General features: G+C 66.3%; 21 protein-coding genes. 10 read left to right on the plus strand and 11 right to left on the minus strand.

Features of this window, described 5'->3' with window-relative positions:
* Positions 1 to 123: 123 nt before the first annotated feature.
* A complete protein-coding gene (locus QP166_RS02835) occupies positions 124 to 2907 on the minus strand; it encodes a TonB-dependent receptor (RefSeq protein ID WP_333914533.1) in 2784 nt (927 codons plus the stop codon).
* A gap of 337 nt (positions 2908 to 3244) precedes the next feature.
* Here QP166_RS02835 and QP166_RS02840 point away from each other — a divergent pair, with 337 nt between their 5' ends.
* Entirely contained in the window at positions 3245 to 3379 is a 135-nt protein-coding gene (locus QP166_RS02840) for an entericidin A/B family lipoprotein (protein WP_333914534.1), read from the plus strand.
* A 191-nt stretch (positions 3380 to 3570) separates the two neighbouring features.
* On the opposite strand, the gene eda is transcribed toward QP166_RS02840, so the two are convergent.
* The 8 genes from eda to QP166_RS02880 all read right to left on the minus strand — a co-directional run bounded on the left by eda (position 3571) and on the right by QP166_RS02880 (position 11230).
* Positions 3571 to 4176 carry a bifunctional 4-hydroxy-2-oxoglutarate aldolase/2-dehydro-3-deoxy-phosphogluconate aldolase gene (gene eda, locus QP166_RS02845; protein ID WP_333914535.1) on the minus strand — a complete coding sequence of 202 codons (606 nt, stop codon included), beginning with the start codon at positions 4174 to 4176 and terminating at the stop codon, positions 3571 to 3573.
* A complete protein-coding gene (glk, locus tag QP166_RS02850) occupies positions 4173 to 5141 on the minus strand; it encodes a glucokinase (RefSeq protein ID WP_333914536.1) in 969 nt (322 codons plus the stop codon). Before glk ends, eda begins: the two co-directional genes overlap by 4 nt.
* A gap of 111 nt (positions 5142 to 5252) precedes the next feature.
* A complete protein-coding gene (gene edd / locus QP166_RS02855; protein WP_333914537.1) occupies positions 5253 to 7082 on the minus strand; it encodes a phosphogluconate dehydratase in 1830 nt (609 codons plus the stop codon).
* A gap of 261 nt (positions 7083 to 7343) precedes the next feature.
* On the minus strand, positions 7344 to 8048 hold the full coding sequence (gene pgl, locus QP166_RS02860) for a 6-phosphogluconolactonase (RefSeq protein ID WP_333914538.1): 705 nt from the start codon (positions 8046 to 8048) through the stop codon (positions 7344 to 7346).
* Between the two features lie 126 nt (positions 8049 to 8174).
* Positions 8175 to 9638 (minus strand): glucose-6-phosphate dehydrogenase, encoded by a 1464-nt coding sequence (zwf, locus tag QP166_RS02865; protein ID WP_333914539.1) that lies wholly within the window; start codon positions 9636 to 9638, stop codon positions 8175 to 8177.
* Between the two features lie 14 nt (positions 9639 to 9652).
* Positions 9653 to 10582, minus strand: a complete 930-nt coding sequence (gene argC, locus QP166_RS02870) for an N-acetyl-gamma-glutamyl-phosphate reductase (RefSeq protein WP_333914540.1) — start codon at positions 10580 to 10582, stop codon at positions 9653 to 9655.
* Entirely contained in the window at positions 10579 to 10857 is a 279-nt protein-coding gene (locus QP166_RS02875) for an SH3 domain-containing protein (protein ID WP_333914541.1), read from the minus strand. The genes argC and QP166_RS02875 overlap by 4 nt, the downstream gene beginning before the upstream one ends.
* A gap of 28 nt (positions 10858 to 10885) precedes the next feature.
* On the minus strand, positions 10886 to 11230 hold the full coding sequence (locus tag QP166_RS02880; RefSeq protein ID WP_333917238.1) for a MarR family transcriptional regulator: 345 nt from the start codon (positions 11228 to 11230) through the stop codon (positions 10886 to 10888).
* 265 nt (positions 11231 to 11495) lie between these two features.
* On the opposite strand from QP166_RS02880, the gene secG reads away from it, so the two are divergent.
* From secG to QP166_RS02900, 4 genes are all read left to right on the plus strand, one after another.
* Complete coding sequence (gene secG / locus QP166_RS02885) at positions 11496 to 11876, plus strand: preprotein translocase subunit SecG (protein ID WP_333914542.1); 381 nt, start codon at positions 11496 to 11498, stop codon at positions 11874 to 11876.
* Positions 11877 to 11960: 84 nt separating this feature from the next.
* Positions 11961 to 13598, plus strand: coding sequence for a CTP synthase (locus QP166_RS02890; protein WP_333914543.1), 1638 nt, complete (start codon positions 11961 to 11963; stop codon positions 13596 to 13598).
* Positions 13599 to 13754: 156 nt separating this feature from the next.
* Complete coding sequence (locus tag QP166_RS02895) at positions 13755 to 14186, plus strand: hypothetical protein (protein WP_333914544.1); 432 nt, start codon at positions 13755 to 13757, stop codon at positions 14184 to 14186.
* Positions 14147 to 14743 carry a PEPxxWA-CTERM sorting domain-containing protein gene (locus tag QP166_RS02900; protein WP_333914545.1) on the plus strand — a complete coding sequence of 199 codons (597 nt, stop codon included), beginning with the start codon at positions 14147 to 14149 and terminating at the stop codon, positions 14741 to 14743. Before QP166_RS02895 ends, QP166_RS02900 begins: the two co-directional genes overlap by 40 nt.
* A 149-nt stretch (positions 14744 to 14892) precedes the next feature.
* Here QP166_RS02900 and QP166_RS02905 read toward each other — a convergent pair whose 3' ends face one another.
* Positions 14893 to 15360, minus strand: coding sequence for an Hsp20 family protein (locus tag QP166_RS02905; protein WP_333914546.1), 468 nt, complete (start codon positions 15358 to 15360; stop codon positions 14893 to 14895).
* Positions 15361 to 15564: 204 nt separating this feature from the next.
* On the opposite strand from QP166_RS02905, the gene QP166_RS02910 reads away from it, so the two are divergent.
* From QP166_RS02910 to QP166_RS02930, 5 genes are all read left to right on the plus strand, one after another.
* Positions 15565 to 18015: a TonB-dependent receptor gene (locus tag QP166_RS02910; RefSeq protein WP_333914547.1), complete on the plus strand. Its 2451-nt coding sequence runs from the start codon at positions 15565 to 15567 to the stop codon at positions 18013 to 18015.
* Positions 18016 to 18521: 506 nt separating this feature from the next.
* Positions 18522 to 19772 (plus strand): lipoprotein-releasing ABC transporter permease subunit, encoded by a 1251-nt coding sequence (locus tag QP166_RS02915; protein WP_333914548.1) that lies wholly within the window; start codon positions 18522 to 18524, stop codon positions 19770 to 19772.
* Entirely contained in the window at positions 19765 to 20502 is a 738-nt protein-coding gene (locus QP166_RS02920) for an ABC transporter ATP-binding protein (RefSeq protein ID WP_333914549.1), read from the plus strand. Before QP166_RS02915 ends, QP166_RS02920 begins: the two co-directional genes overlap by 8 nt.
* Positions 20499 to 21215, plus strand: a complete 717-nt coding sequence (locus QP166_RS02925) for a GNAT family N-acetyltransferase (RefSeq protein ID WP_333914550.1) — start codon at positions 20499 to 20501, stop codon at positions 21213 to 21215. Before QP166_RS02920 ends, QP166_RS02925 begins: the two co-directional genes overlap by 4 nt.
* Positions 21097 to 21567, plus strand: coding sequence for a glutathione peroxidase (locus QP166_RS02930; protein ID WP_333917239.1), 471 nt, complete (start codon positions 21097 to 21099; stop codon positions 21565 to 21567). The genes QP166_RS02925 and QP166_RS02930 overlap by 119 nt, the downstream gene beginning before the upstream one ends.
* A gap of 290 nt (positions 21568 to 21857) precedes the next feature.
* On the opposite strand, the gene QP166_RS02935 is transcribed toward QP166_RS02930, so the two are convergent.
* Positions 21858 to 22445, minus strand: coding sequence for an HdeD family acid-resistance protein (locus tag QP166_RS02935; protein ID WP_333914551.1), 588 nt, complete (start codon positions 22443 to 22445; stop codon positions 21858 to 21860).
* Positions 22446 to 22502: the final 57 nt, after the last annotated feature.

The raw sequence follows: 22502 nt of genomic DNA on the forward strand, positions 1-22502 counted from the left end.
GTTCGCACTGAGCTTGTCGAAGTGCGTGTTCCAAGCGCTCCGGCTGGTTCACGTGCTTAGACAAGCTCAGCACGAACGGGGTAAAGGGGTCACGCTACCGCAAATCGCTTTCGCTGTGGCACATCACATCCGCAACGTAGCCGACAGATAGAAGCTGCGACCGTAGAAGCTGCTCTCCTGCCAGATCGAGGGATTGTTGTTGTAATAGGCCTCTTCGCGGCTGTTGTTGAGGTTGATGACGCCCGCCGCGAAGCTGAGATAGTCGGTCGGGGTGAAGCCCGCCGACAGATCGAACTGCGTACGCGCGCGCACCGTATGGCCTTCGGTCGCGAAGAAGCTGTCGGCGCCATTCTGTTCGTAGGAGCTGCGGTAATTGGCCGACAGCCGCAGGCTGAACAGCCGGTCTTCCCAATAGGGCGTGATGTTCGCCGTGTTCTTCGACAGGTTGCGCACCGTGAAGCCGGTACCGATCGCCACCTTGGTCGGGATCACGCGCGTATAATTGGCGAGCAGCCCGAAGCCGTCGACCGGCAGCCAGCGGTCGAACGACTGGTTCCAGCTCACCTCGACGCCGCGGATGCGGATCGTGCTGGGGTCGTTCGAGGTCTGCGTGATGTTATAGATATTCCCCGCGGCATCGACGCAGTCGCCGTTGGTCGCCCCGCTGCTGGCGCGCGACAATGCGGTGCCGTTGAAGGCCGAAGGGCAGATCAGCGACGAGAAGGTGCCGTTCTTCACCCATTTGTAGAAGCCGTTGATCGACAGCGCGCTGGCCGGGCCGTAATACCATTCCACGCCCAGATCGAGCTGATCGGCGGTCAGCGGTTTGAGCCCGGACTGGCCGAGATCGACCGTCAACGTCCGCGTGCCGACCGGGAAGGTATTCGCGGTCGACGAGGTCGTCTGCGCCAGCGAGCTGCGCGAATCGAGGATCGGGCGCACCAGCACCTTGGCGGCGGCAAAGCGCACCTGCAGCGTGCGCGTCGGCTCCAGGACGAGGTTCAGGCTCGGCAGGACATTGTCATATTCCTGCTTCTCGACATATTCGCCGATCTTCTGCGTTACGTCGGTGTAGCTGCCGGTGCGCGGCTGGGTGATGTTGCCGTTCACGACCTGTTTGGTGTGTTCATAGCGCACGCCGAGATTGCCGCGCAGCGGCGCGCCGAACACCATGCTGTCGAGCGAGGCCATCGCGTAGACCGCCGGAATATAGCGATCGACGGTATAGCTGCCCTCCGGTGCCGGCAGGTCGGGCACCGACAGCCCGGCATTGGCGAGCGCTTGCCGATAGCCGGCGGTGTCGGGCGAGATCCACGCATTGGGCAGATTGCCGTTGCCGTCGAGGAAGCCACCGACGCCATAGCTGGACGCCGACAGCGCCGGGAACAAGGTGCTCGTCGGCCCCGGACGATTGGCGATCGAGCCGAGATCGTGACGGCCGACATCGCGCACGAAGCTTTCGTGCCGGAACTTGGTGCCCGCCGCGAATTGCGAGATCGGGCCGAGCGTCACGTCCTTGGTGACGTCGACCTGCGTCGAGACTTCCTTGCCGGTGGTGCGACGCGTCGCACCGTTCGGGAATTCGTTCCGCACCAGCGTCGCCTGATTGTACAGCGACGGATCGGACAGGTTCGCCGAAACCGTGTATTTGGGGTTGCGCGGATCGGTAATGTCGAGCGTCGCCGACGGGATGATGACGCCGAGGATCGCGGCGTCTTCGCGCGAATAGGCGTGGCCGCGCGTGAAATTGCCGACCGCTCGAACCGCCAGCCCGTCCTCGTCCTTCCACTTCATCGCCAGCGTATAGCCCTGGCTCGACAGCTTGCGGCTTTCCTCCTGCCGGTTGTTCTCCAGCGTGAAGTTGGTCGCGGTCGTCACCTTGGACGCGCCGTCGCTGACGCTCCCGGCGGTGAGGCGCGCGGTGTTGAAGAGAAACACCTGCTGGTTGACGTCATACTTGGTGTCGTCGCGGGCGTAGATCGCGGTCGCATCGATTTCGAGCCGGTCGGTCGGGCGCCATTGCACGCCGCCGCTGCCGGTAAGTTGTTCGATCGAGCGGTCGATGCGGCGATAGCGCGGGCGGCGCGGCACCGCGACCACCGCGCCGTTGATCGTCTGCGTCGCCCAGCGATCCTGAAACAGATAGTCGGCGCGATCCTCGAGCTTCTGGTAGCCGACGTTCAGGTATACGCCGAGCCGCCCGTCGGCGAATTGATCGACATAGCTTGCGCCGAACTTGGGCGTGATCGTCTTGCCGGCATATTCGCTGTTCTGCGCCTTGGCGGAGAGGGCGATCTTGCGCGTCTTGTAATCGAGCGGCTGGACGGTCTGGATGTTGATCGTGCCCGACAGCCCGCCGCTGTCCATGTCGGCGGTTGGCGACTTGATCACCTGAACGGCGTTCGCCAGCTCGGTCTGGATGATGTCGTAGCGGAAGCCGTCGGTGAAGTCGGCGCTCTTGAAGGTCTGGCCGTTGATCGTGGTCAGCGCATATTGTGGCCCGAGGCCACGGATACTGATCGTCGCGCCGCGGCCGTTGATGTTCTGCATCTGCACGCCGGAGATGCGCTGGATCGACTCGGTGATGTTCTGGCTCGGAAACTTGCCGAGGTCCTCCGCCGAAATGCCGTCGCTGACGCGCGTGTCGCGGCGCTTGGCATCGAGCGCGGTGGCGATCGACGCGCGGAAGCCGGTGACGACAACATCGCCCGCGTTTTCCGCGGCATCGGCGGCGGCGATCGGCTCGCTGTTCGCCGGGGTCGGGGTGGTGGTCGTGGCGGGGTCGATCGGGACGGTCTGTGCCGATGCCGCCGGTGCCATGAACCAGAGGACTGAACCTGCGGTGCCGAGCAGCATCGTCTTCATCGCACGCGCCGCACGCGTCGACTCGCCCACAACAAAAGCCATTTTCCCTTTTCCCCCGATCGTTGAGCATGTGACGCCGGTCGGTTTGTCCGATCGCGGGTCCTGCTCCTCCTGCATTGCTACGGTGCTTTGGTATTATCGGGCTGTCAATTGGTTTTACAACGGTAGTATATTGCCCTGACCACATTGATGCGGCGCGCTGACGGAACTTCCTAATCTAGAGCAGGTTTAAGGTCGGACCATCCGGTGCCGCTATCCGGCCGCGCCGATGTGATCGCTTTTGGTGCAACGGCGATACGCGGCCGCCTGCACCGAGTACCTGCGGCGGGCCTGCGTATCCGGCCCGCCGCACCCGTTTTTCGTTCGCGTGGAGACAGTTATGAACCGCAAGATCGCGCTCGCCACCACTGCCCTCGCGATGCTGGCACTCTCGGCCTGCAACACCGTCCATGGCGCCGGCAAGGATATGAAATCGGCCGGAACGGCAGTGACGAAAGCGTCGGGTGAAAAATAAGGAATAAGCAGCACGTCGGGTAGCGTCGGATGCGCAGGCTTGGACCGACTGCCCGATCCATGCGCGCCGTGCTCCTGCGAACGCAGGAGCCCAGAGTGGTGGTCGATATCACCTGTGGCTCTGGGTTCCTGCGTTCGCACGAACACGGATGTACAGTGGACTGACGGAAAAACGCTCCGGCAGCGGTACGGTTAGCGTGCCAGGCCAGCCGCCGCGCCCGCGCGCGCTTCGATCTCGGGCAGCGTACCTTCGGTCACCCAGCTACCGCCGACGCACAGCACCGGCCCGATCGCCAGCCAGTCGCGCGCGCTCGCCTCGGTGATCCCGCCGGTCGGGCAGAATTTGCACTGGTAGAAGGGCGCCGCGAGGGCCTTTAGCGCCTTGATCCCGCCGCTGGTTTCGGCCGGGAAGAACTTGAAATGCTCCAGCCCCATGTCGAGCCCGCGCATGATGTCGCCCGCGGTCGCGACGCCCGGCAGCCACGGGATGCCCGCCTCCAGGATGGCGTCGCCGGTCTTCGCCGAAAGGCCCGGCGAGACGATGAACTCGACGCCCGCGTCCTTGACCTGCGCGACCTGCTCGGTCGATACGACCGTGCCCGCGCCGACGATCGCGCCCGGCACCTGCTTCATCTCGCGGATCGCGTCGAGCGCGGCGGCGGTGCGCAGCGTCACCTCCAGCACCTTGAGCCCGCCCGCGACCAGCGCCTCGGCGAGCGGGCGCGCCTGTGCGGCGTCGTGGATGACCAGCACCGGGATCACCGGGCTGGTGCGCATGACGGTTTCGATGTGGCTCACGATTGATGCTCCTGCGCGAAGGCGGCCGCGGCACCGAACAGGCCCGGCTGCGGATGGGTGATGAGCTTGACCGGGATCGCCGACATCAGCGACTGGAACCGGCCCTTGGCGACGAAGCGCTGGTCGAACCCCGAACGCAGCAACTTGTCCTTGATGCGCAGGCCCAGGCCTCCCGCGATCACGACGCCCTTCGCGCCATGCGCCAGCGCCAGATCGCCTGCGACCGCGCCCAATGCCAGGCAGAAGCGGTCGAGCGCGGCGAGCGCGATCGAGTCGGTGCCTTCCAGCGCCTCGGTCCAGATCGCCTTGTCGTCCTTGTGGATATAGGCGCGGCCTTCCAGCTCGGCGAGCGTCTCGTAGATCGCGACGATCCCCGGCCCGGCGACGATCCGCTCGACCGAGACACGGGTATAGGTCTTGCGCAGCCGCTTGAGCAGCGCATCCTCGATCCCGTCGAGCGGCGCGTAATCCATATGCCCGCCCTCGGTGGGGAGCACGCGATACCGGCCGTCCTGCTTGTAGACCTGCGCGACGCCCAGGCCGGTGCCGGGGCCGCACACCGTGGTCACGCCATCGGTCGGCAACGGGGTGTCCGGGCCGCAGAGATGCTCGAAATCGCGCGCGGACAGCTGACCGACGGCATGGCCGATCGCGCCGAAGTCGTTGATGATCGTATAGGTCGATGCGCCCAGCCGTTCGGGGATCAGCGACGGGCGGATCACCCACGGATTGTTGGTCAGCCGGATCACGTCGCCGGTGATCGGCGAGGCGACCGCGATCGCCGCGGCATCGGGCAGGGTTCCGCCCATCCGTTCGCGGAACGCCTCATAGGCGGTCTGGAGGCTGGCGTGCTCGGCGGTCTTGAGCGTGGTCGGCTCACCCAGCGAGACGACGTGGCCGTCCTCGACCTCCGCAATGGCGAAGCGCGCGTGCGTGCCTCCGATATCGACCGCTACGACCTGCATCAGCAATCCTCCGTCATGCCGGACTTGTTCCGGCATCCACCGCGCCGCAAGTCCGATCCGTGTGAGTGTGCGGTTGGGTGGACCCCGGAACAAGTCCGGGGTGACGTTCAGCTAAAGACCAGCACCCGCCAGCACCGCGCTCGCGCCTTTTTCGGCTTCGTCCGCAAGTCCGCGGAACATGCCGAACAATTCGCGGCCCATCCCCGATGCGGGCGGCGGGGTCGGCGCCTGTTCGCGCGTCGCCCATTCGTCGGCAGGCACCAGCGCCTCCAGCGTCCCCGCCTCGGCGTCGACGCGGATCATATCGCCGTCGCGGATCAGCCCGATCGCGCCGCCGACGCCGTTCAGGCCGGGCAGCGCCTCGGGCGAGCAATGGATCGCGCAGGGCACCTTGCCGCTCGCGCCGGACATGCGTCCGTCGGTCACCAGCGCGACCTTGAACCCGCGATTCTGGAGCACGCCGAGCGGCGGGGTGAGCTTGTGCAACTCGGGCATCCCGTTGGCGCGCGGCCCCTGGAAGCGGACGACGACGACGACGTCCTGCTCCAGCTCGCCGTTCTTGAACGCCTCGAGCACCTCGAGCTGGTCGGAGAAGACGCGTGCGGGCGCCTCGACGATCCAGCGGTCGCGCTCGACCGCCGACACCTTGATGCACGCGCGGCCGATATTGCCCTGCAGGATCCGCATCCCGCCGTCGGGCGAGAAGGGCGCGCTCGCCGGGCGGAGGATCGTCTCGTCGCCGCTGTCGCCCGCCGGCGTCCAGGTCAGCGTCTCGCCGTCGAGCGTCGCCGCGGCGGCGTAGGCGGTCAGGTCGTCGCCAGCGACCGTCATGATATCGCGGTGCAGATAGCCGCCCGCCAGCAACTCCTTGATGACATAGGGCATCCCGCCCGCCGCCTCGAAGCCGTTCACGTCCGCCGATCCGTTCGGATAGACGCGCGCGATTAGCGGCACCGCCGCCGACAGCCGGTCGAAATCTTCCCAGTCGATGATGATCCCCGCTGCACGCGCGATCGCGGGCAGGTGGAGCAGGTGGTTGGTCGACCCACCGGTCGCCAGCAGGCCGACCGCCGCATTGACCACCGCCTTCTCGTCGACGCAGGCGCCGAGCGGGCGGTAATCGTCGCCATGCGCGCCGATCTTCGCGAGCCGGTGGACCGCGGCGCGGGTCAGTTCCTGCCGCAGCTTGGTGCCCGGATTGACGAACGCCGCGCCCGGCATGTGGAGGCCCATCACCTCCATCATCATCTGGTTGGTGTTGGCGGTGCCGTAGAAGGTGCAGGTGCCCTGAGTGTGATAGGCGGCGATCTCCGCCTCCAGCAGTTCCTCGCGTCCGCAATCGCCGGTCGCGAACCGCTCGCGCACCGCTGCCTTGGCCTTGTTGGGCAGCCCCGAGGGCATCGGTCCGCCGGGGATCAGGATCATCGGCAGATGGCCGAAGCGCAGCGCGCCCATCAGCAGGCCCGGCACGATCTTGTCGCAGATGCCGAGCAGCGCCGCACCCTCGAACGTGCCGTGGCTCAGCGCCACCGCGGTCGACAGCGCGATCGTGTCGCGGCTGAACAGCGACAGCTCCATCCCGGCATAGCCCTGCGTCACGCCGTCGCACATCGCGGGCACGCCGCCCGCGACCTGCGCCGTCGCGCCGACCTCGCGCGCCCAGACCTTCATCTGCTCGGGATAGCGATAATAGACGGCGTGCGCGGACAGCATGTCGTTGTACGCGGTCACCAGCCCGATGTTCATCGCCTGGTGCTGCGTCTTCATCGCCTCGCGGTCTTCGGGCGTGCCGGCATAAGCGTGCGCGAGATTGGCGCAGCCGAGCCGCGGGCGGCCGATCCAGCCCTGCCGCTCGCGTTCGATCAGCGACAGATACGCCTGCCGTGTCGGACGGCTACGCTCGATGATCCGGTCGGTGACGGCGGCGACAGCGGGGTTCATGATCTTGCGTCCTCGTCTTGCCGGGGGCGTTCCCGGCAATCATGGTCTTCATCGAAGGCCGTAGCGGCAGCCTTTGCGACAGCATCGCTCGCGGGACAAGGGCTGGCGCTGGCTGCGATTGATCCACATCCATCTCCCGTTCGCCCTGAGGAGCCGTCGAGCCTGTCGAAACGGCGTCTCGAAACGCCGGTGCTTCGAGACAAGGCTTTGACAGGCTCAGCCTTTCCTCAGCACGAACGGTGCGGGAAGGAAGCCGATCGCTTACGCCGCCCAGTGGATGTCGACGGGCAGCTCGGCGTCGGCCAGCACGCGCCCGATCGGATAGGGCGAGCCCGCACCTTCCTTGATCGCGTCCTCGATGACCTTGCGCTTGGCGTCGCCGCTCAGCGCGATCATCAGCGCGCGCGCGGTGACGATGCCCTGCCGCGTCAGCGTGACGCGTGCGACCGGCGCCTCGGGTGGCAACGGATCGGGCATCACGCCGATCGCGCGACGCTCCTTCGGTCCGTTGAGTGCCTGGTCATAATCGGGGCCGGGGAAGATCGACGCGGTATGCCCGTCGCCACCCACGCCCAGCAGGCACAGGTCGAGCGGCCAGTGCAGATCCTGCATTAGCGCGTCGGCCGAGCGTCCCGCTGCCTTGTAATCGTCGGTCGCCTTCGGGACGATCGGCATCACGCGCGCGCCCTTGGGGATGAAGATCTTGCCGAGCGCCGTGACGTTCGACAGCGCATCGCCCAGCGGCACGATCCGCTCGTCGCCGGGAATGATCGTCACGCGCTTCCAGTCGAGCTTGGCCTTCGCCAGCTTCTCATAGGCGGGCAGGGGCGTCTTGCCGCCCGCCAGCGCGATCACCGCCGAGCCGCGCGCGTCGATCGCACTTTCGATGACGAACTGGATGTCGCCCGCGACCGCATCGGCCAGCTCGGCGGCGTCGTCATATTCCCACCATTCGATTTCGGTCATGTAATACTGCCTTATGAAAGCACGTCATTCCCGCGCAGGCGGGAATCCAGAACCTCTGACGTATGGCCTTTGCGAAAACCTGCGCGTCTGGATTCCCGCCTGCGCGGGAATGACGATGCGACTATGTCAATCGTCCTGCCAGGTCACATTGTCGCGCTCGGTCAACGCGATCGCGCCGGCTGGGCCCCAGGTGCCCGCGGAATAATGTTTCGGCTTGGTCTGGTTGGCGGCCCAGCCGGCGCGGATCGCGTCGATCCAGCGCCATTGCGCCTCCACCTCGTCGCGGCGCACGAACAACGTCTGGTCGCCCTCGATCAGGTCGAGCAGCAACCGCTCGTACGCGATCCGGCGGCGCTTGCCCGCGAACTCGGCGTCGAGGCTGAGGTTGAGCGGCACTTCGCGCAACTTCAGCCCGTCGCGGTCCAGCCCCGGCTCCTTAGTCATCACCAGCAACTGGATATATTCCTCCGGTTGCAGGCGAATGATCAGCGTGTTCGGTTGCAGCACCCCGCCGCGTCCCGAGAACATCGAGTGCGGCACCGGCTTGAACTGGATCGCGATCTCGCTGCGGCGCTTCGCCATGCGTTTGCCGGTGCGCAGGTAGAAGGGCACGCCCTGCCAGCGCCAATTGTCGACATGCGCCTTGATCGCGACGAACGTCTCGACATCGCTGTCGTAACCGAGTTCCTCGTCATAGCCCTTGACGACCTTGCCGCCGACCGCGCCCTCTTCATACTGGCCAGTCACGGTATTCTGCGGAACCTGCTCGGGCGTCAGCCGGCGCATCGAGCGGAACACCTTGGCCTTTTCGTCGCGGATCGCGGTGCCGTCGTACAAGGCCGGCGGCTCCATCGCGATCAACGCGACCAGTTGCAGCATGTGGTTGGCGACCATGTCGCGCAGCGCACCCGCGCCCTCGTAATAGCCGGCGCGATCCTCCAGCCCGACCGTCTCGGCGATCGTGATCTGGACGTTGTCGATCCCCTGCGCGTTCCAGATCGGCTCGAACATCGAATTGCCGAAACGCAGCGCCAGGATGTTCTGCACCGTCTCCTTGCCGAGATAATGGTCGATGCGGAAGATGCGGTCCTCGGGGAAGACCGCCGCCACCGTGTCGTTGATCTCGCGGCTCGATTCGAGATCGTAGCCGAGCGGCTTCTCCAGGCCGATCCGCACCGTCTCGCCGGCCAGCCCGACGCTCTTCAGGCCCTTCACCGCCGGCTCGAACAGCGACGGCGCGGTCGACAGATAGATCGCGAGCCCGCCCGACACGTCGCCAATCTTGTCCGCCAGCGCCTGGAACGTCGTCGGATCGGACAGGTCGACCGGCTGGAAGAAGACCCGCGCGAGGAATGACGAAAGCGCGCTCTCGTCCTTGCGGTCGGCGGGCAGGAACTCGTCGAGTGCCTTGCGGGTGGCATCGCGGAACTGGTCGTCGGTCAGGTCGCCGCGCGCCGAACCGGTGATCGTCAGGCCCTCGGGCAACAGCCCGTCGGCGTGAAGGCCGTACAGCGACGGCAACAGCATTCGCTTGGCGAGATCGCCCGTCGCACCGAACAACAGCAGCTTGCCGACCGGGTTGCGCTCCAACTCGCGTCTCCTTCTTAAAGCGTCAGGCCGGCCACGGGATCGAGCCCGGCCATGATGTTCAGATTCTGCACCGCAGCGCCCGCGGCGCCCTTGCCGAGATTGTCGAGCGTCGCGATCAGCAGCGCTTGCCCGGATGCCTCGTTGCCGGTCACGCGTAGCGTCATCCGGTCGGTGTTGGCATCGTCCTCGATCCGCACCATCGTCGTGGCTTCGTGCGCGAAGCGGACGACGCGGTTGCCGTCATAGGCGCTCGCCAATACCTCGGCCACGTCGGTCAACGTCGCGCGACGCGTCAGCTGCGCCAGGTGCAACGGCACCTGCACGACCATCCCGCGATAGGCACGCGCCACCGCCGGCTGGAAGATCGGCGCATGGGTCAGCCCGGCATGGCGGCGCATCTCCGGCGCGTGCTTGTGGCTCAGGCCCAGCGCATAGGGGCGGTAGGCGGTGCTGGTCTCGCCGCCTTCGAATTCGGCGATCATCGCCTTGCCGCCGCCCGAATAGCCGGAGGTGGCATTCACGCTGAGCAGCGCATCCGCCCCGAGCAGCCCGGCGCGCACCAGCGGCCGGACGAGCGCGAGGAAGCCGGTCGGGTAGCAGCCGGGATTGCTGACGAAGCGCGCACCCGCGATCCGCCCGGCCTGCTCGGGCTCCAGCTCGGCGAAGCCATAGGTCCAGCGGTCGGCGACGCGATGCGCGGTCGAGGCGTCGACGGTGCGCGTGCGGTCGTTGGCGATCATCGCCACCGCCTCGCGCGCGGCATCGTCGGGCAGGCACAGCACGACATAATCGGCGTCGTTGATCGCCTCGCGCCGCGCTGCCTCGTCCTTGCGGCGTGCCTCGTCGAGCGTGACCAGCGTGATGTCGCGCCGCGACTCGAGCCGCTCGCGGATCTCGAGCCCGGTGGTGCCGACCGCACCGTCGATGAAGACCGTGACCGTCATTGCGGCTGCACCGCATCGGCGTCGAGATAGCCGACCGTTCCGTCTTCCACCGCAATTCCCCAGGCAATGCCGCCGGTCAGGTCCAGCAGGTCGAACGCCGCGCCTGTCGGCAAGATAGCGAGTGCCGCGGCTGTCCGGTCGCGTGTCTCACGCAAAGTGGCCTCGCGGAGCAACGTACGGCGCAGCGGGGCGGCGTAATGCGGGGCGAAGACGCGATCGGCGAGGCGAACGTCGGCGATGTCGGGGCGCACGGCATGCTTACGCGGATCGAGCACGCGCGACCGGCCGGTGAGCGCGAATCCGTTACGCTCGGGCCGCGTCCCCGGTGCCGTGGGGGCGGACGGCGGCGGGGGCGGCGTCCCCTTCTCCGATGAACTGGCCGAACTCTTCAAGAAAATCTGCCCCTTCGGTCGTGCGGGCGACGAAAATGTTGCGTTTGTCGCTGTCGTCGCGTTGGCGGCGCAGATAGCCCAGCGCACCCAGCCTGTTCAAGGCGCGCGTCACGACCGGCTTCGACACGTTCAAAATGCGCGCCAATCCCCGCACCGTGTGCGGGCCCGGGCGCAGGTAGACCACCAGCAAGAGCGCCATCTGGCGATTGGTGAGATCGGGCTCCCCCGACCGCACGTAATCGACCAACGCATTCATCCACGAACTCAGTTCGGGTTGAGCCAATGTTGCCACGTCCTCGTCCCGCATCGAAATAAACCCGGATCATCCCGGACTTGTCGTCGGACTAACGCCCGCTTTCACCGCTGGTTTCAGCTATGTCACGAATTTGGCACGCAGCTTGTCCCAGGCGGGCGGGCGGCGCGGTTGATCCCGGCGCGCGGCTCCCCTATGTGGCCCCTGATCCGGGGGCGCCTCAAGGCGGACCGCCGGCTGTTTCTAGCTTCGGAATCGCGCCCAGCCCATGTTCACCTTCCTGATCGTCCTCCAGGCCATTATCGCGGCGGCGCTCGTCACCGTGATCCTGATGCAGCGGTCGGAAGGCGGCGGCCTGACCTCGTCGGGCAGCCCGTCGGGGCTGATGTCGGCGCGTGGTGCGGCCGATTTCCTGACGCGCGCCACGTCGGTGCTCGCCGGGCTGTTCATCCTGATGAGCGTCGTGCTGGCGTTCCTGGCGGCGAGCCGCGGCGCGGTGTCGGTCGACACCTCGCTCCAGCGGCGGGCGCCGGCCGCGCAGACCCAGGCGCAGCCGCCGGTCGCGGCGCAGCCGGCACCGGCGACCGCGGACAATGCGGTCGCGCCGGCACCGGCTCCGGCCGACAACGGCGTGCCGCTGGCCCGCTGATCGCGACATTATCGTCGTTTCGTCGCGTGCGGGCTTCCCGCGCGCTTGCCCTTTTGCGCATTTGAAGGTTAGGGGTTGCGTCCCATGGCGCGGTACATTTTCATCACCGGCGGCGTGGTTTCCTCGCTGGGCAAGGGTCTCATGGCGGCGAGCCTCGCGGCTCTCCTGCAGGCACGCGGCTATCGCGTGCGCATCCGCAAGTTCGATCCGTATCTCAACGTCGATCCGGGCACGATGAGCCCGTATCAGCACGGCGAGGTCTATGTGACCGACGACGGTGCGGAAACCGATCTCGACCTCGGCCATTACGAGCGCTTCACCGGCGTCTCGGCGCGCCAGTCGGACAACGTCACCTCGGGCCGGATCTACAAGACGATCATCGAGCGTGAGCGGCGCGGCGACTATCTCGGCGCGACGGTGCAGGTGATCCCGCACGTCACCGACGCGATCAAGGCGTTCGCGCGTGCCGAAACCGACGACCTGGATTTCGTGCTGTGCGAGATCGGCGGCACGGTCGGCGATATCGAGTCGCTGCCGTTCATCGAGGCGATCCGCCAGCTCAAGAACGAGGTCGGGCGCGGCAATGCGATCAGCATCCACGTCACCCTGGTGCCGTATATCGCCGCCGCCGGCGAGCTGAAGACCAAGCCGACACAGCATTCCGTCCGCGAGATCGCGGCGCTGGGCGTGCAGCCCGACGTGATCGTCTGCCGTTGCGAACAGCCGCTGCCCGAGTCGGAGCGCGCCAAGATCGCTTTGTTCTGCAACGTCCCCGAAAGCGCGGTCATCCCCGCGCTCGACGCGAAGAGCATCTATGCGGTGCCGCTGCAATATCACGGCGAAGGGCTCGACTCGGAGGTGCTGCGCGCCTTTGGCATCACCCCGTCGTCCGCGCCCGACCTCAGCCGCTGGGAAGAGATCGTCGAGCGGCTGATGCACCCGGAGGGCGAGGTGACGGTCGGCGTCGTCGGCAAATATGTCGGCCTGCAGGACGCGTACAAGTCGCTCAACGAAGCGCTGGTGCATGGCGGGATCGCCAACCGCGTGAAGGTCAACATCCGCTGGATCGACGCCGAATTGTTCGAGGGCGACGACGACAGCGAGATCGCCGCTCATCTGGAGCCGTGCCACGCGATCCTCGTCCCCGGCGCGTTCGGGTCGCGCGGCGCCGAGGGCAAGATCGCCTCGGTCCGCTTCGCACGCGAGCATAACGTCCCCTATTTCGGGATCTGCTTCGGGATGCAGATGGCCTGCGTCGAGGGCGCGCGCGATCTCGCCGGGATCGCCGCCGCGTCGTCGACCGAATTCGGACCGACTCCGGAGCCGGTCGTCGGGCTCATCACCGAATGGATGGGTGAACGCGGGCTGGAGAAGCGCGCCGAGAACGGCGATCTGGGCGGCACGATGCGGCTCGGCGCCTATCCGGCGTCGCTGGCCGGCAACAGCGTGGTCGGCTCGATCTATGGCGACGAGTCGATCAGCGAGCGCCATCGCCACCGCTATGAGGTCAACACCTCGTACCGCGAGGCGCTCGAAAAGGGCGGGCTGGTATTCTCCGGCATGTCGCCGGACGGTACGTTGCCCGAGATCGTCGAGCGCCCCGACCATCCGTGGTTCGTCGGCGTGCAGTTCCACCCGGAACTGAAGAGCCGGCCGTTCGAGCCGCACCCGCTGTTCGCCAGCTTCATCGCCGCCGCGGTCAAGCAGAGCCGGCTGGTTTAAGACCGTTAGTCATGGCGAGCGTAGCGAAGCAATCCAGGGCGTCTTGATCTGACCCTGGATTGATCGGCTGCGTGCGCGGTAACGCCATCCATCCCCATTGCTTCAGGCTTACGCCCCCGTTAACCTTTCGTTTACAAAGATAAATGGGAGGATGGCATGATCGGACGGATGGCGGCGCTGCTATGCGCGGCGGCGATGACGGTGGCGGTTCCGGCGGCGGCGCAGACGACCCCGCCTCCCTTCTCCTCGCTGACCGTCTTCGGGGACAGCCTCGTCGACGCGGGCAACATCCGCGCGCTGCGGCTCGGGGCCGATCCGGCGGAGGGCTATGTCGCCGGCCGCTTCACCAACGGACTCGACTATACTGACCTGCTGAGCCTTGCGATGTACGGCACGCCGACCGTGGCCTCGCTGAACGGTGGCAGCAATTATGCCTTTGGCGGCGCGCGCGCGACCACGACCTCTCCGATACCGGACGCGCTGGAGCAGGTCGCCATCTACAAGGCCGCCCTCGGCAAGGGGGCAAGGCCGATCGCGACGGGCTGTATGTGCTCAATTTCGGCGGCAATGACGTTTTTGCGGCGGTGACGGACGCCAAGGCGGGCGTCACCGATCCCGACGCCTTTCTGCTCGATGCCGCGACCAACTATGCCGCGGCGGTCGGTGCGCTCAACAAGCTGGGCGCGCGCAATATCCTGCTCACCGGTTTCCCGGTCGCCAGCCCCGGTGCAGCGCTCGCCTATTCGATCGAGGCCGAGAATTATCTGACGACCGAATTGGGTAAGCTGCAGCTGACCGGCGGCACGCGGCTGATGCGCTACAGCTATCTCGATTTCTTCGGTCGCGTCCAGGCCAACCCCGCTGCGTTCGACTTGCCGACCCCGCTGATCTTGCCAGTCCCCGGCCAGGACGACACCACCTGTCAGGGCGCGAAGGCCTTTCCGGCGTGCACCGGCTATTTCTCGCTCGACGGAACGCATCCGACGACCGCGATCCACCGTGCGCTGTACAATGACATCAACGCCAAATTCGGGTTCGGGCTGGCCGCGGTGCCGGAACCGACGACCTGGGCGATGCTGCTGCTCGGCTTCGCGACAGTCGGCGCGGCGCTACGTCGTGATCGTCGGCGGCGAGTGGCGGCCTGAGAGCGCTCCGGAACAGGCGCGCAATGACGAAAAAGCCGCGGGTCACATCCGCGGCGACGACGCGGGACTAAAAGGGAAGGCGCCCGAGCCTTGCGGCCCGGACGCCCCCACCGACGCCTCGAAAGGGAGCAAAGAGACGCCGATCCGGATCAGGCGGCCTGTGCCTCGTCGGCCGCCTTGTTCTCGACGGCGGCCAGCGGCGTGCCGGTCTTGATCGCAATGCTCTTCGGCTTCATCGCCTCGGGCACCTCGCGAACCAGATCGACCACCAACAGGCCGTCGTTCAGTCGTGCATCCTCCACGAACACGAAGTCGGCGAGTTCGAACCGCCGCTCGAAGCTGCGGTTGGCGATGCCGAGGTGGAGGAACTGGTTGTTGTCTGCCTTGTCGTCCTTCTTGCCGGTCACCAGCAACAGGTTCTGCTGCGCGACGATCTCGATCTCGTCACGGCTGAATCCGGCCACGGCCAGCGTGATGCGGTAGCGGTCGTCCGCCACGCGCTCCAGGTTGAAAGGCGGATAATTTTCCGCAGCACTCCGCGCGTTGGCCTCGATGAGGTCGAACAGCCGATCGAAACCGATCGTGGAGCGGCGATAGGGGGTCAGGTCGAAACGCATCGTCAAATCCTCCAATGAGCTATTTGAAAGCGGCGCCCGCTGTTGCGCGACGCCTGTTTCGTGCGGCCCGGTGACCGGCACCGCACGATCGTGAATTTGGGGCCGACGCGAAGCGTTTCAAGGGGGCGACAAACCCCTAGTTTGTTGATGGGATATGGATGTTCCGGCAGAAGGCGGCGACAAGGTTCACGAAGGGGTATTTCCATGTCCGTCACGCTCGCCCTGCTGCTGGCCGCCCAGGCGACTGCGCAGCAGCCGTCGCCCACGCCGGTCGTCGTCGGCGAACGCGCCAGCGCGGCGACGACGCCGGGTGATCCGGATCGCACCGAGGAACAGGTGCAGCGCAGCTCCGCGGCGTCCGATGTCGTCGTCACCGCGCGGCGGCGCGCCGAATCGGCGCAGAATGTGCCGATCCCGATCTCGGTGGTCGGCGTGAAGGAGCTGGACGCGACCGGCAGCTTCAACATTCAGCGGCTCCAGCAACTCCAGCCGACGCTGCAATTCTATTCGACCAACCCGCGCAACTCGTCGGTCAACATCCGCGGGCTCGGCGCGCCGCTCGGGCTCACCAACGACGGGATCGAGCAGGGCGTCGGCATCTATATCGATCAGGTCTATCTCAGCCGCGTCGCGGCGGCGACGCTCGACTTCCTCGACGTCCAGCAGATCGAGACGCTGCGCGGGCCGCAGGGGACGCTGTACGGCAAGAACACCGTCGCGGGCGCGATCAACATCACCAGCAAGGCACCCAGCTTCACGCTGCAGGGTCGCGCCGAGGTGTCGGTCGGCAATCTGGAGTTCAAACAGGCGAAGGCGTCGATCTCGGGACCGTTGACCGACAATGTCGCGATCCGGCTGGGTGTGTCGACGACCAGCCGGCGCGGGACGATCTACAATGTCGCAAACGACCAATACGTCAATGCGCAGGACAATCTGGGCATCCGCACCGCGATCTTGTGGAAGGCAACCGACGACCTCGACCTGACCCTGTCGGGTGATTATTCGCGCCAGAACCCGGATTGCTGCGCACAGATCTTCGTGAAGGTCGGCAGCACCCAGCGTCCGCTCAATCGCCAGTTCGACGCGCTCGCCGCCGCACAAGGGTATGAGCCGCCAAGCCGCAACCCCTTCGACCGGCTGACCGACCTCGACGCCAAGCTCAGCGCGCGCAACGAACTGGGCGGGCTGTCGCTGCGCGGCGAGCAGCGGCTGGGCGAGGGGACGCTGACCTCGATCACCGCCTATCGCTTCTGGGACTGGCTGCCCGCCAACGACCGTGACTTCACCGGGCTGCCGATCACCACGCTGTCGCAGAACCCGACCCGGCAGGATCAATATACACAGGAATTCCGCTACGCCGGCAAGGCCGAGCACTTCGATTACGTGCTGGGACTGTTCGGTTTCTACCAGACGATCCACACCACCGGCACGCAGCGGCAAGGCCCGGCGGCGAGCCGCTGGCTCATCAATCCGACGAGCGCGCTGTCGAACGATCCCTCGGTGCTCGACGGCCTGACCGCCGCCAACGATATCCGCCTGAAGAACTTTTCCGGCGCGATCTTCGGCAAGGTCAATTGGAACGTGACCGATGCCTTCACGCTGTCGCCGGGCGTGCGGCTGAACTACGACGACAAGACCGGCAGCTATATCAGCGTGGTGCGCGACGGACAGGGCAATCTGGTGCCCGCGACCGGCGGCACCGCGCGGCAGGCGGCGCAGCGCGACGCGATCCAGCCGCAGGAATTCCGCGACCAGAAGTTCCGCGAATGGAACGTCTCCTACGACCTGACCGCCTCGTACAAGCCGTCGCGCGACGTGCTGCTGTACGGCACCTATGCGCACAGCTTCAAATCGGGTGGGCTCAACCTGAACGGCGTGCCGGTCGTCGGCGGCGTGGTGCAGACGCAATTGGCGCAGGTCGCGCCCGAAAAGGTCGACCATTTCGAGCTGGGCGCGAAGTCGCAATTCTGGGATCGCAAGATCACGCTGAACGTCACCGGCTTCTGGACCGAAATCAGCGACTATCAGGCGGTGGTCAACAACAGCTCGACGTCGACCTTGCGCGGCTATCTCGCCAATGCCGGCAAGGTGCGGGTGCGCGGTGTCGAGGCGGACTTCTCGATCCGGCCGAGCGACCGGTTCAACCTCTACACCAACGGTGCGTTCACCGATCACAAATACGTCGACTTCAAGAATGCGCCATGCCCGCCCGAACTGTCGGGCGGCGGCAGCGGCGCGACGATCGGCGCGCCGGGGCAGCCGGGCACCAACAGTCCGGTGGTCTGCGACATTTCCGGCCAGTGGCTGCCCGGTATCTCGAAGTTCGCCCTTTCCTATGGCGGCGAATATAACCTGCCGGGGACGGTGTTCGGGAAGTCGGGCGAGGCGTATGTCGGCGTCGATGCCAATTCGCGGACCAAGTTCTCGTCCAACGCATCTCGGTCGATCTACACCGATATCGACGGCTACACGCTGGTGAACGCGCGGCTCGGCTTCCGCACCGACAGCGGGGTCAATGTGTTCGGCTGGGTCCGCAACCTGTTCGATACCGAATATTACGAGGTGCTTGCGACGACGCCGGGGAACACCGGGTTGATCGCGGGCAACGTCGGCGATCCAAGAACGTATGGCATGACGGTGGCGTTCGGGTTCTGAAATGACGAGAAGAGCGGTCGCGTGAGGAGTCGTACCCCGGCGAAGGCCGGGGCCCATTCGGGAAGGCTCTGCCGGATGACCCGCAACGCCAGCCAAGCGCCGACGGCAAACCGGTGGGCATGACGTCGGACGGGATCGGCTGCGGCCGACGCGCCGGCCGTTTGGCGCGCTGCTCGCTTCGCTTGCACCAGCGGCGGACACCGTCGCCTGCGCACCAAAAGCAAACGCCCGGGCCGTTATCCACGACCCGGGCGCCTGCGTGACGATCGCTCGTCAGCCCCCTATCCAGCCTTTAGCCCGCACGCTTTTCCCGAGGGATCAGCGGGGCTTGATGGCGTTCCCCGAACCACGGCCTTTTGCCTGTGTGCCAGTGCCCACAGGTATGCGGCGTGCCTTGTTCGCTGTCGATACAAATGAACGGCAGCAAAACCGATTGCGGCGACTATGTGACGATTCCGCAACAGCCCCCATTGCGCAACGTCGGGCGGCTCCCTATCGGAACGGCCATGTTGCTGTCGCGCTATGAGAGCATGATCGCGCGGCGGTATCTGCTGCCGGGCAAGGGTGAACGCTTCATCGTACTGGTGGCGGGCTTCTCGCTCGGCGCGGTGATGCTCGGGGTCGCCGCGCTGGTGATCGTGATGAGCGTCATGAACGGCTTCCGGGCCGAGCTGTTCGACAAGATCGTCGGGCTGAACGGCCATGCCGTGGTGCAGGGCTACAACAACCGCCTCGACAATTGGCAGCGTGTCGTCGAACTCGCCAGGACGACCCCCGGCGTGACCAGCGCGGTGCCGATGATCGAACAGCCGCTGTTCGCCACTTACAACGGTCGTGCCGAGGCGATCCTGCTCCGCGGGATGCGCCCGGAGGATATCCGCACCAATGCCACAATCCGTACCAAGATCGTCGCCGGCAGCCTCGCGACGCTGACGCCGAACAGCGGCAATGTCGCGATCGGCGCGCGGCTTGCCGAACAGCTCGGCGCGACGATCGGCTCCGACATCACGGTCATCAGTCCGCTCGGCCGCTCCACGCCGTTCGGTACGATGCCGCGCAGCGTCAGCTACCGGGTTGGCGCGATCTTCGAGGTCGGCGTCTATGACTACGACAAGGCGTATGTCGTCATGCCGCTGCAGGATGCGCAGACGCTGCTGCTGACCGGCGACACCGTCGGCATGATCGAGTTACAGACCACCAATGCCGACAAGGTCGGCGAGATCCTCGCCCCGCTCGCTAAGCAGGTGCAGCCGTACGGCGTCATCAGCGACTGGCGCCGCCTCAATTCGGAATTGTTCGACGCGCTGGCGGTCGAGCGGGTGGCGATGTTCGTTGTGCTGTGCATTATCATCCTCGTGGCCGCGTTCAACATCGCCAGCTCGCTCATCATGCTGGTGCGCGCCAAGACGCGCGATATCGCGATCCTGCGCACGATGGGCGCGAGCCGCGGCGCGATGCTGCGGATCTTCATTACGGTGGGCACGACGATCGGCGTGCTCGGCACCTTTGCCGGGCTGCTGCTCGGCGCGGTGTTCCTGTTCTTTCGCCAGTCGGTGGTCAATTTCGTCCAGCTGGTCACCGGGCAGAACCTGTGGGACCCGTCGATCCGCTATCTGACCGAGCTGCCGTCGAAGGTCGATCCGGTCGAGGTGACCGCGATCGTCATCATCACCTTGCTGATGACCTTCCTCGCCACCGTCTATCCGGCGCTCAAGGCCGCCAATACCGATCCGGTCGAGGTGTTGCGCTATGAGTGATGCGGGCGAAGCGGCGCACGGCCGCCACGGTTTCACCGAGTCCGACGGCGCACCAGCGGTCCTCCAGACCACCGGGCTCGCGCGCAGCTTCACGCAGGGCGAAACCACGATCCACGTCCTGCGCGGCGTCGATCTGGCGGTGCGCCCCGGCGAGATCGTCGCGCTGCTCGGGCCATCGGGGTCGGGCAAGTCGACCTTGTTGCAGGCGGTCGGGCTGCTCGAAGGCGGCTTCTCGGGCTCGATCCGCATCGCCGGGACCGAGGCCGCCAGGCTCGACGCCGCCGGGCGCACCGCGCTCCGCCGCGATCGCCTCGGGTTCGTCTACCAGTTCCACCATCTGCTGCCCGATTTCAACGCAATCGAGAATGTCGTCCTGCCGCAGCTCATCCAGGGCGCGGAGCGCGCGCCGGCCGAGGAGCGGGCGGCCACGCTGCTCACCGCGCTCGGCGTCGGGCATCGCCTGACGCACCGGCCCGCCGCGCTCTCGGGCGGCGAGCAGCAGCGCGTGGCGGTCGCGCGCGCGCTTGCCAACCGCCCCGCGCTGGTGCTCGCCGACGAACCGACCGGCAATCTCGACGAAGCCACCGCGGATCGCGTGCTCGGCGAGTTCCTGCGGCTGGTCCGCGAGGAGGGCTCTGCCGCCCTGGTCGCGACGCATAACGAACGGCTGGCGGCGCGGATGGACCGCGTCGTCCGGCTCCACGAAGGGCAATTGGAGATCGCGGGATGAGCGACACGGCGTGGCGGACCGTTCCGACGTTGATTGGACGCCATGTCACGCTACGCCCCCTCGACCGCACGGATCGCGCCGACCTGCTGGCGACCTTTGAGGGGTTAACGCACCTTTTCGCTACGGTCGTTCCCACCAAAGCGACGATCGATGGCTGGTACGATATGCTGGAGGCGCAACAGGCCGCCGGGCGCGCGCTGCCGTTCACCGTTCTCGACGCCGATGGACAGGTCGCGGGAGCCACCCGCTTCCTGCGGATGAACGAGGGGCATCGCCGCGTCGAGATCGGCGGGACGCTCTATGCGCGCCGGGTACAGCGCACCGGGTTGAATACCGAGGCAAAGCGGCTGTTGCTTACCTACGCTTTCGAAACGCTCGGCTGTCAGTGCGTGCAATTGCGGACCAACTGGCACAATCGTCCCTCGCGCGCAGCGATCGAACGGCTGGGTGCGCGGATGGACGGCGTGCTGCGCGGGCATATGGTCACCGCGGAGGGGAGGTGCGCGACACGGTCGTCTATTCGATCCTCGACCATGAGTGGCCACAGATCCGTCGCAACCTCACTTATCTACTGGAGCGCACGCGATGACCGCTATTACGGACTTGACCGTCACGGCTGCCGATGGCGCGCCGGTCCCGCTCGATCAATGGCGCGGGCAGGTGCTTCTGATCGTCAACACCGCGTCGAAATGCGGGTTCACCCCGCAATATGAAGGGCTGGAGGCGCTCCACCGTCGCTTCGCCGATCGCGGCTTCGCGGTGCTCGGCTTTCCCTGCAATCAATTCGGTGCGCAGGAACCCGGCGATGCGGCGGAGATCGCGAACTTCTGCTCGTTGACCTATGACGTCACCTTCCCGGTCTTCGCCAAGATCGACGTCAACGGCGCACACGCCGCACCGTTGTTCGAGCGGCTGAAGGCCGAGGCGCCGGGCTTGCTGGGGACGAAGGCGGTGAAGTGGAACTTCACCAAGTTCCTGGTCGATCGCGACGGCAAGGTCGTGCGCCGCTACGCACCGACGACCAAGCCCGAGGAGATCACCGCCGACGTCGAAGCCTTGCTGTAGCCGATGTTCGGCGATCGCGTGGTGCTCGGCTGCATGTTCGGGCTGATCCTCGCGATCCTCGCCCTGCTGCTGGTCGCGATGGCCCTGGTGCACGTCGCGGCGCGCTAACGCCGCCCCGTCATTCCCGCGAAGGCGGGAATCCAGACGCGCAGGCCCATCGATAGAGGCGCAAACGCAGAGGGCCTGAATTCCCCGCCTTCGTGGAAATGCCGGGCGAGGGGGGCGCGACGTCGCCAGTCCCCCACCTACGCCGTCACTGCTTCGCTCCGCTCGCAATGACGAAAACGTGCTCACCCCGGCATCGCAAACGCATCCGCGCCCTTGCGGTGGTCGCTGGCTGCGGTGATCGCGGTCACGCCGCCGACCAGAAAGCTGACCCCCAGGACGAACCCCGGCAGCGTCAGCGCCGACGCCGGCACCGTCGCCAGGATGAACCCGGCCAACAGGATGTTGACCACGCCCAGCGCGATCATCAGCCCACGCCGCCGCCGCATCCGGAAGCCAAGCACGACCTCCAGCACGCCGCGCACCAGCAGCCATGCCGTCACCATCAACGTCAGCGACAGGGCACCGGTCGCCGGCTCGAACACCATCACCGCACCGACGATTACCGACAGCACGCCGAACAGCACCGCATAGACGCGGCCTTCATGCCCTTGCCCGAACAGGCCGGCGGCGATCGCGAAGACGCCCGAGACGAACAGCAACGCGCCGATCACCACCGTCGCGGCATAGGTCGCCGCGAACGGCCAGACGAACGCTGCGATGCCGAGCAATACCGACACCACGCCATACGCCATGATCCATCCCCAGCCCGCGCCGGTCGCCGCGCCGGGGATGCCGAACCCACGCTCCGATGAAGCTTCGAATTGTGCCATGTTCCTCACTCCGTTCCGGCTGGGCGAACGGGCCGGTGTGTTCGCAGTTCCGCATCG

The organism is Sphingomonas sp. LR60, assembly GCF_036855935.1.
In the GTDB taxonomy this organism is placed as follows: Bacteria; Pseudomonadota; Alphaproteobacteria; order Sphingomonadales; family Sphingomonadaceae; genus Sphingomonas.

Excerpts from the sequence above, each read along its gene's own strand:
- QP166_RS02835 (WP_333914533.1), bottom strand. The coding sequence starts at position 2,907 with ATGGCTTTTGTTGTGGGCGAGTCGACGCGTGCGGCGCGTGCGATGAAG.
- QP166_RS02840 (WP_333914534.1), top strand. The coding sequence starts at position 3,245 with ATGAACCGCAAGATCGCGCTCGCCACCACTGCCCTCGCGATGCTGGCA.
- glk (WP_333914536.1), bottom strand. The coding sequence starts at position 5,141 with ATGCAGGTCGTAGCGGTCGATATCGGAGGCACGCACGCGCGCTTCGCC.
- edd (WP_333914537.1), bottom strand. The coding sequence starts at position 7,082 with ATGAACCCCGCTGTCGCCGCCGTCACCGACCGGATCATCGAGCGTAGC.
- pgl (WP_333914538.1), bottom strand. The coding sequence starts at position 8,048 with ATGACCGAAATCGAATGGTGGGAATATGACGACGCCGCCGAGCTGGCC.
- argC (WP_333914540.1), bottom strand. The coding sequence starts at position 10,582 with ATGACGGTCACGGTCTTCATCGACGGTGCGGTCGGCACCACCGGGCTC.
- QP166_RS02880 (WP_333917238.1), bottom strand. The coding sequence starts at position 11,230 with ATGAATGCGTTGGTCGATTACGTGCGGTCGGGGGAGCCCGATCTCACC.
- secG (WP_333914542.1), top strand. The coding sequence starts at position 11,496 with ATGTTCACCTTCCTGATCGTCCTCCAGGCCATTATCGCGGCGGCGCTC.
- QP166_RS02890 (WP_333914543.1), top strand. The coding sequence starts at position 11,961 with ATGGCGCGGTACATTTTCATCACCGGCGGCGTGGTTTCCTCGCTGGGC.
- QP166_RS02895 (WP_333914544.1), top strand. The coding sequence starts at position 13,755 with ATGATCGGACGGATGGCGGCGCTGCTATGCGCGGCGGCGATGACGGTG.
- QP166_RS02905 (WP_333914546.1), bottom strand. The coding sequence starts at position 15,360 with ATGCGTTTCGACCTGACCCCCTATCGCCGCTCCACGATCGGTTTCGAT.
- QP166_RS02910 (WP_333914547.1), top strand. The coding sequence starts at position 15,565 with ATGTCCGTCACGCTCGCCCTGCTGCTGGCCGCCCAGGCGACTGCGCAG.
- QP166_RS02915 (WP_333914548.1), top strand. The coding sequence starts at position 18,522 with ATGTTGCTGTCGCGCTATGAGAGCATGATCGCGCGGCGGTATCTGCTG.
- QP166_RS02920 (WP_333914549.1), top strand. The coding sequence starts at position 19,765 with ATGAGTGATGCGGGCGAAGCGGCGCACGGCCGCCACGGTTTCACCGAG.
- QP166_RS02925 (WP_333914550.1), top strand. The coding sequence starts at position 20,499 with ATGAGCGACACGGCGTGGCGGACCGTTCCGACGTTGATTGGACGCCAT.
- QP166_RS02935 (WP_333914551.1), bottom strand. The coding sequence starts at position 22,445 with ATGGCACAATTCGAAGCTTCATCGGAGCGTGGGTTCGGCATCCCCGGC.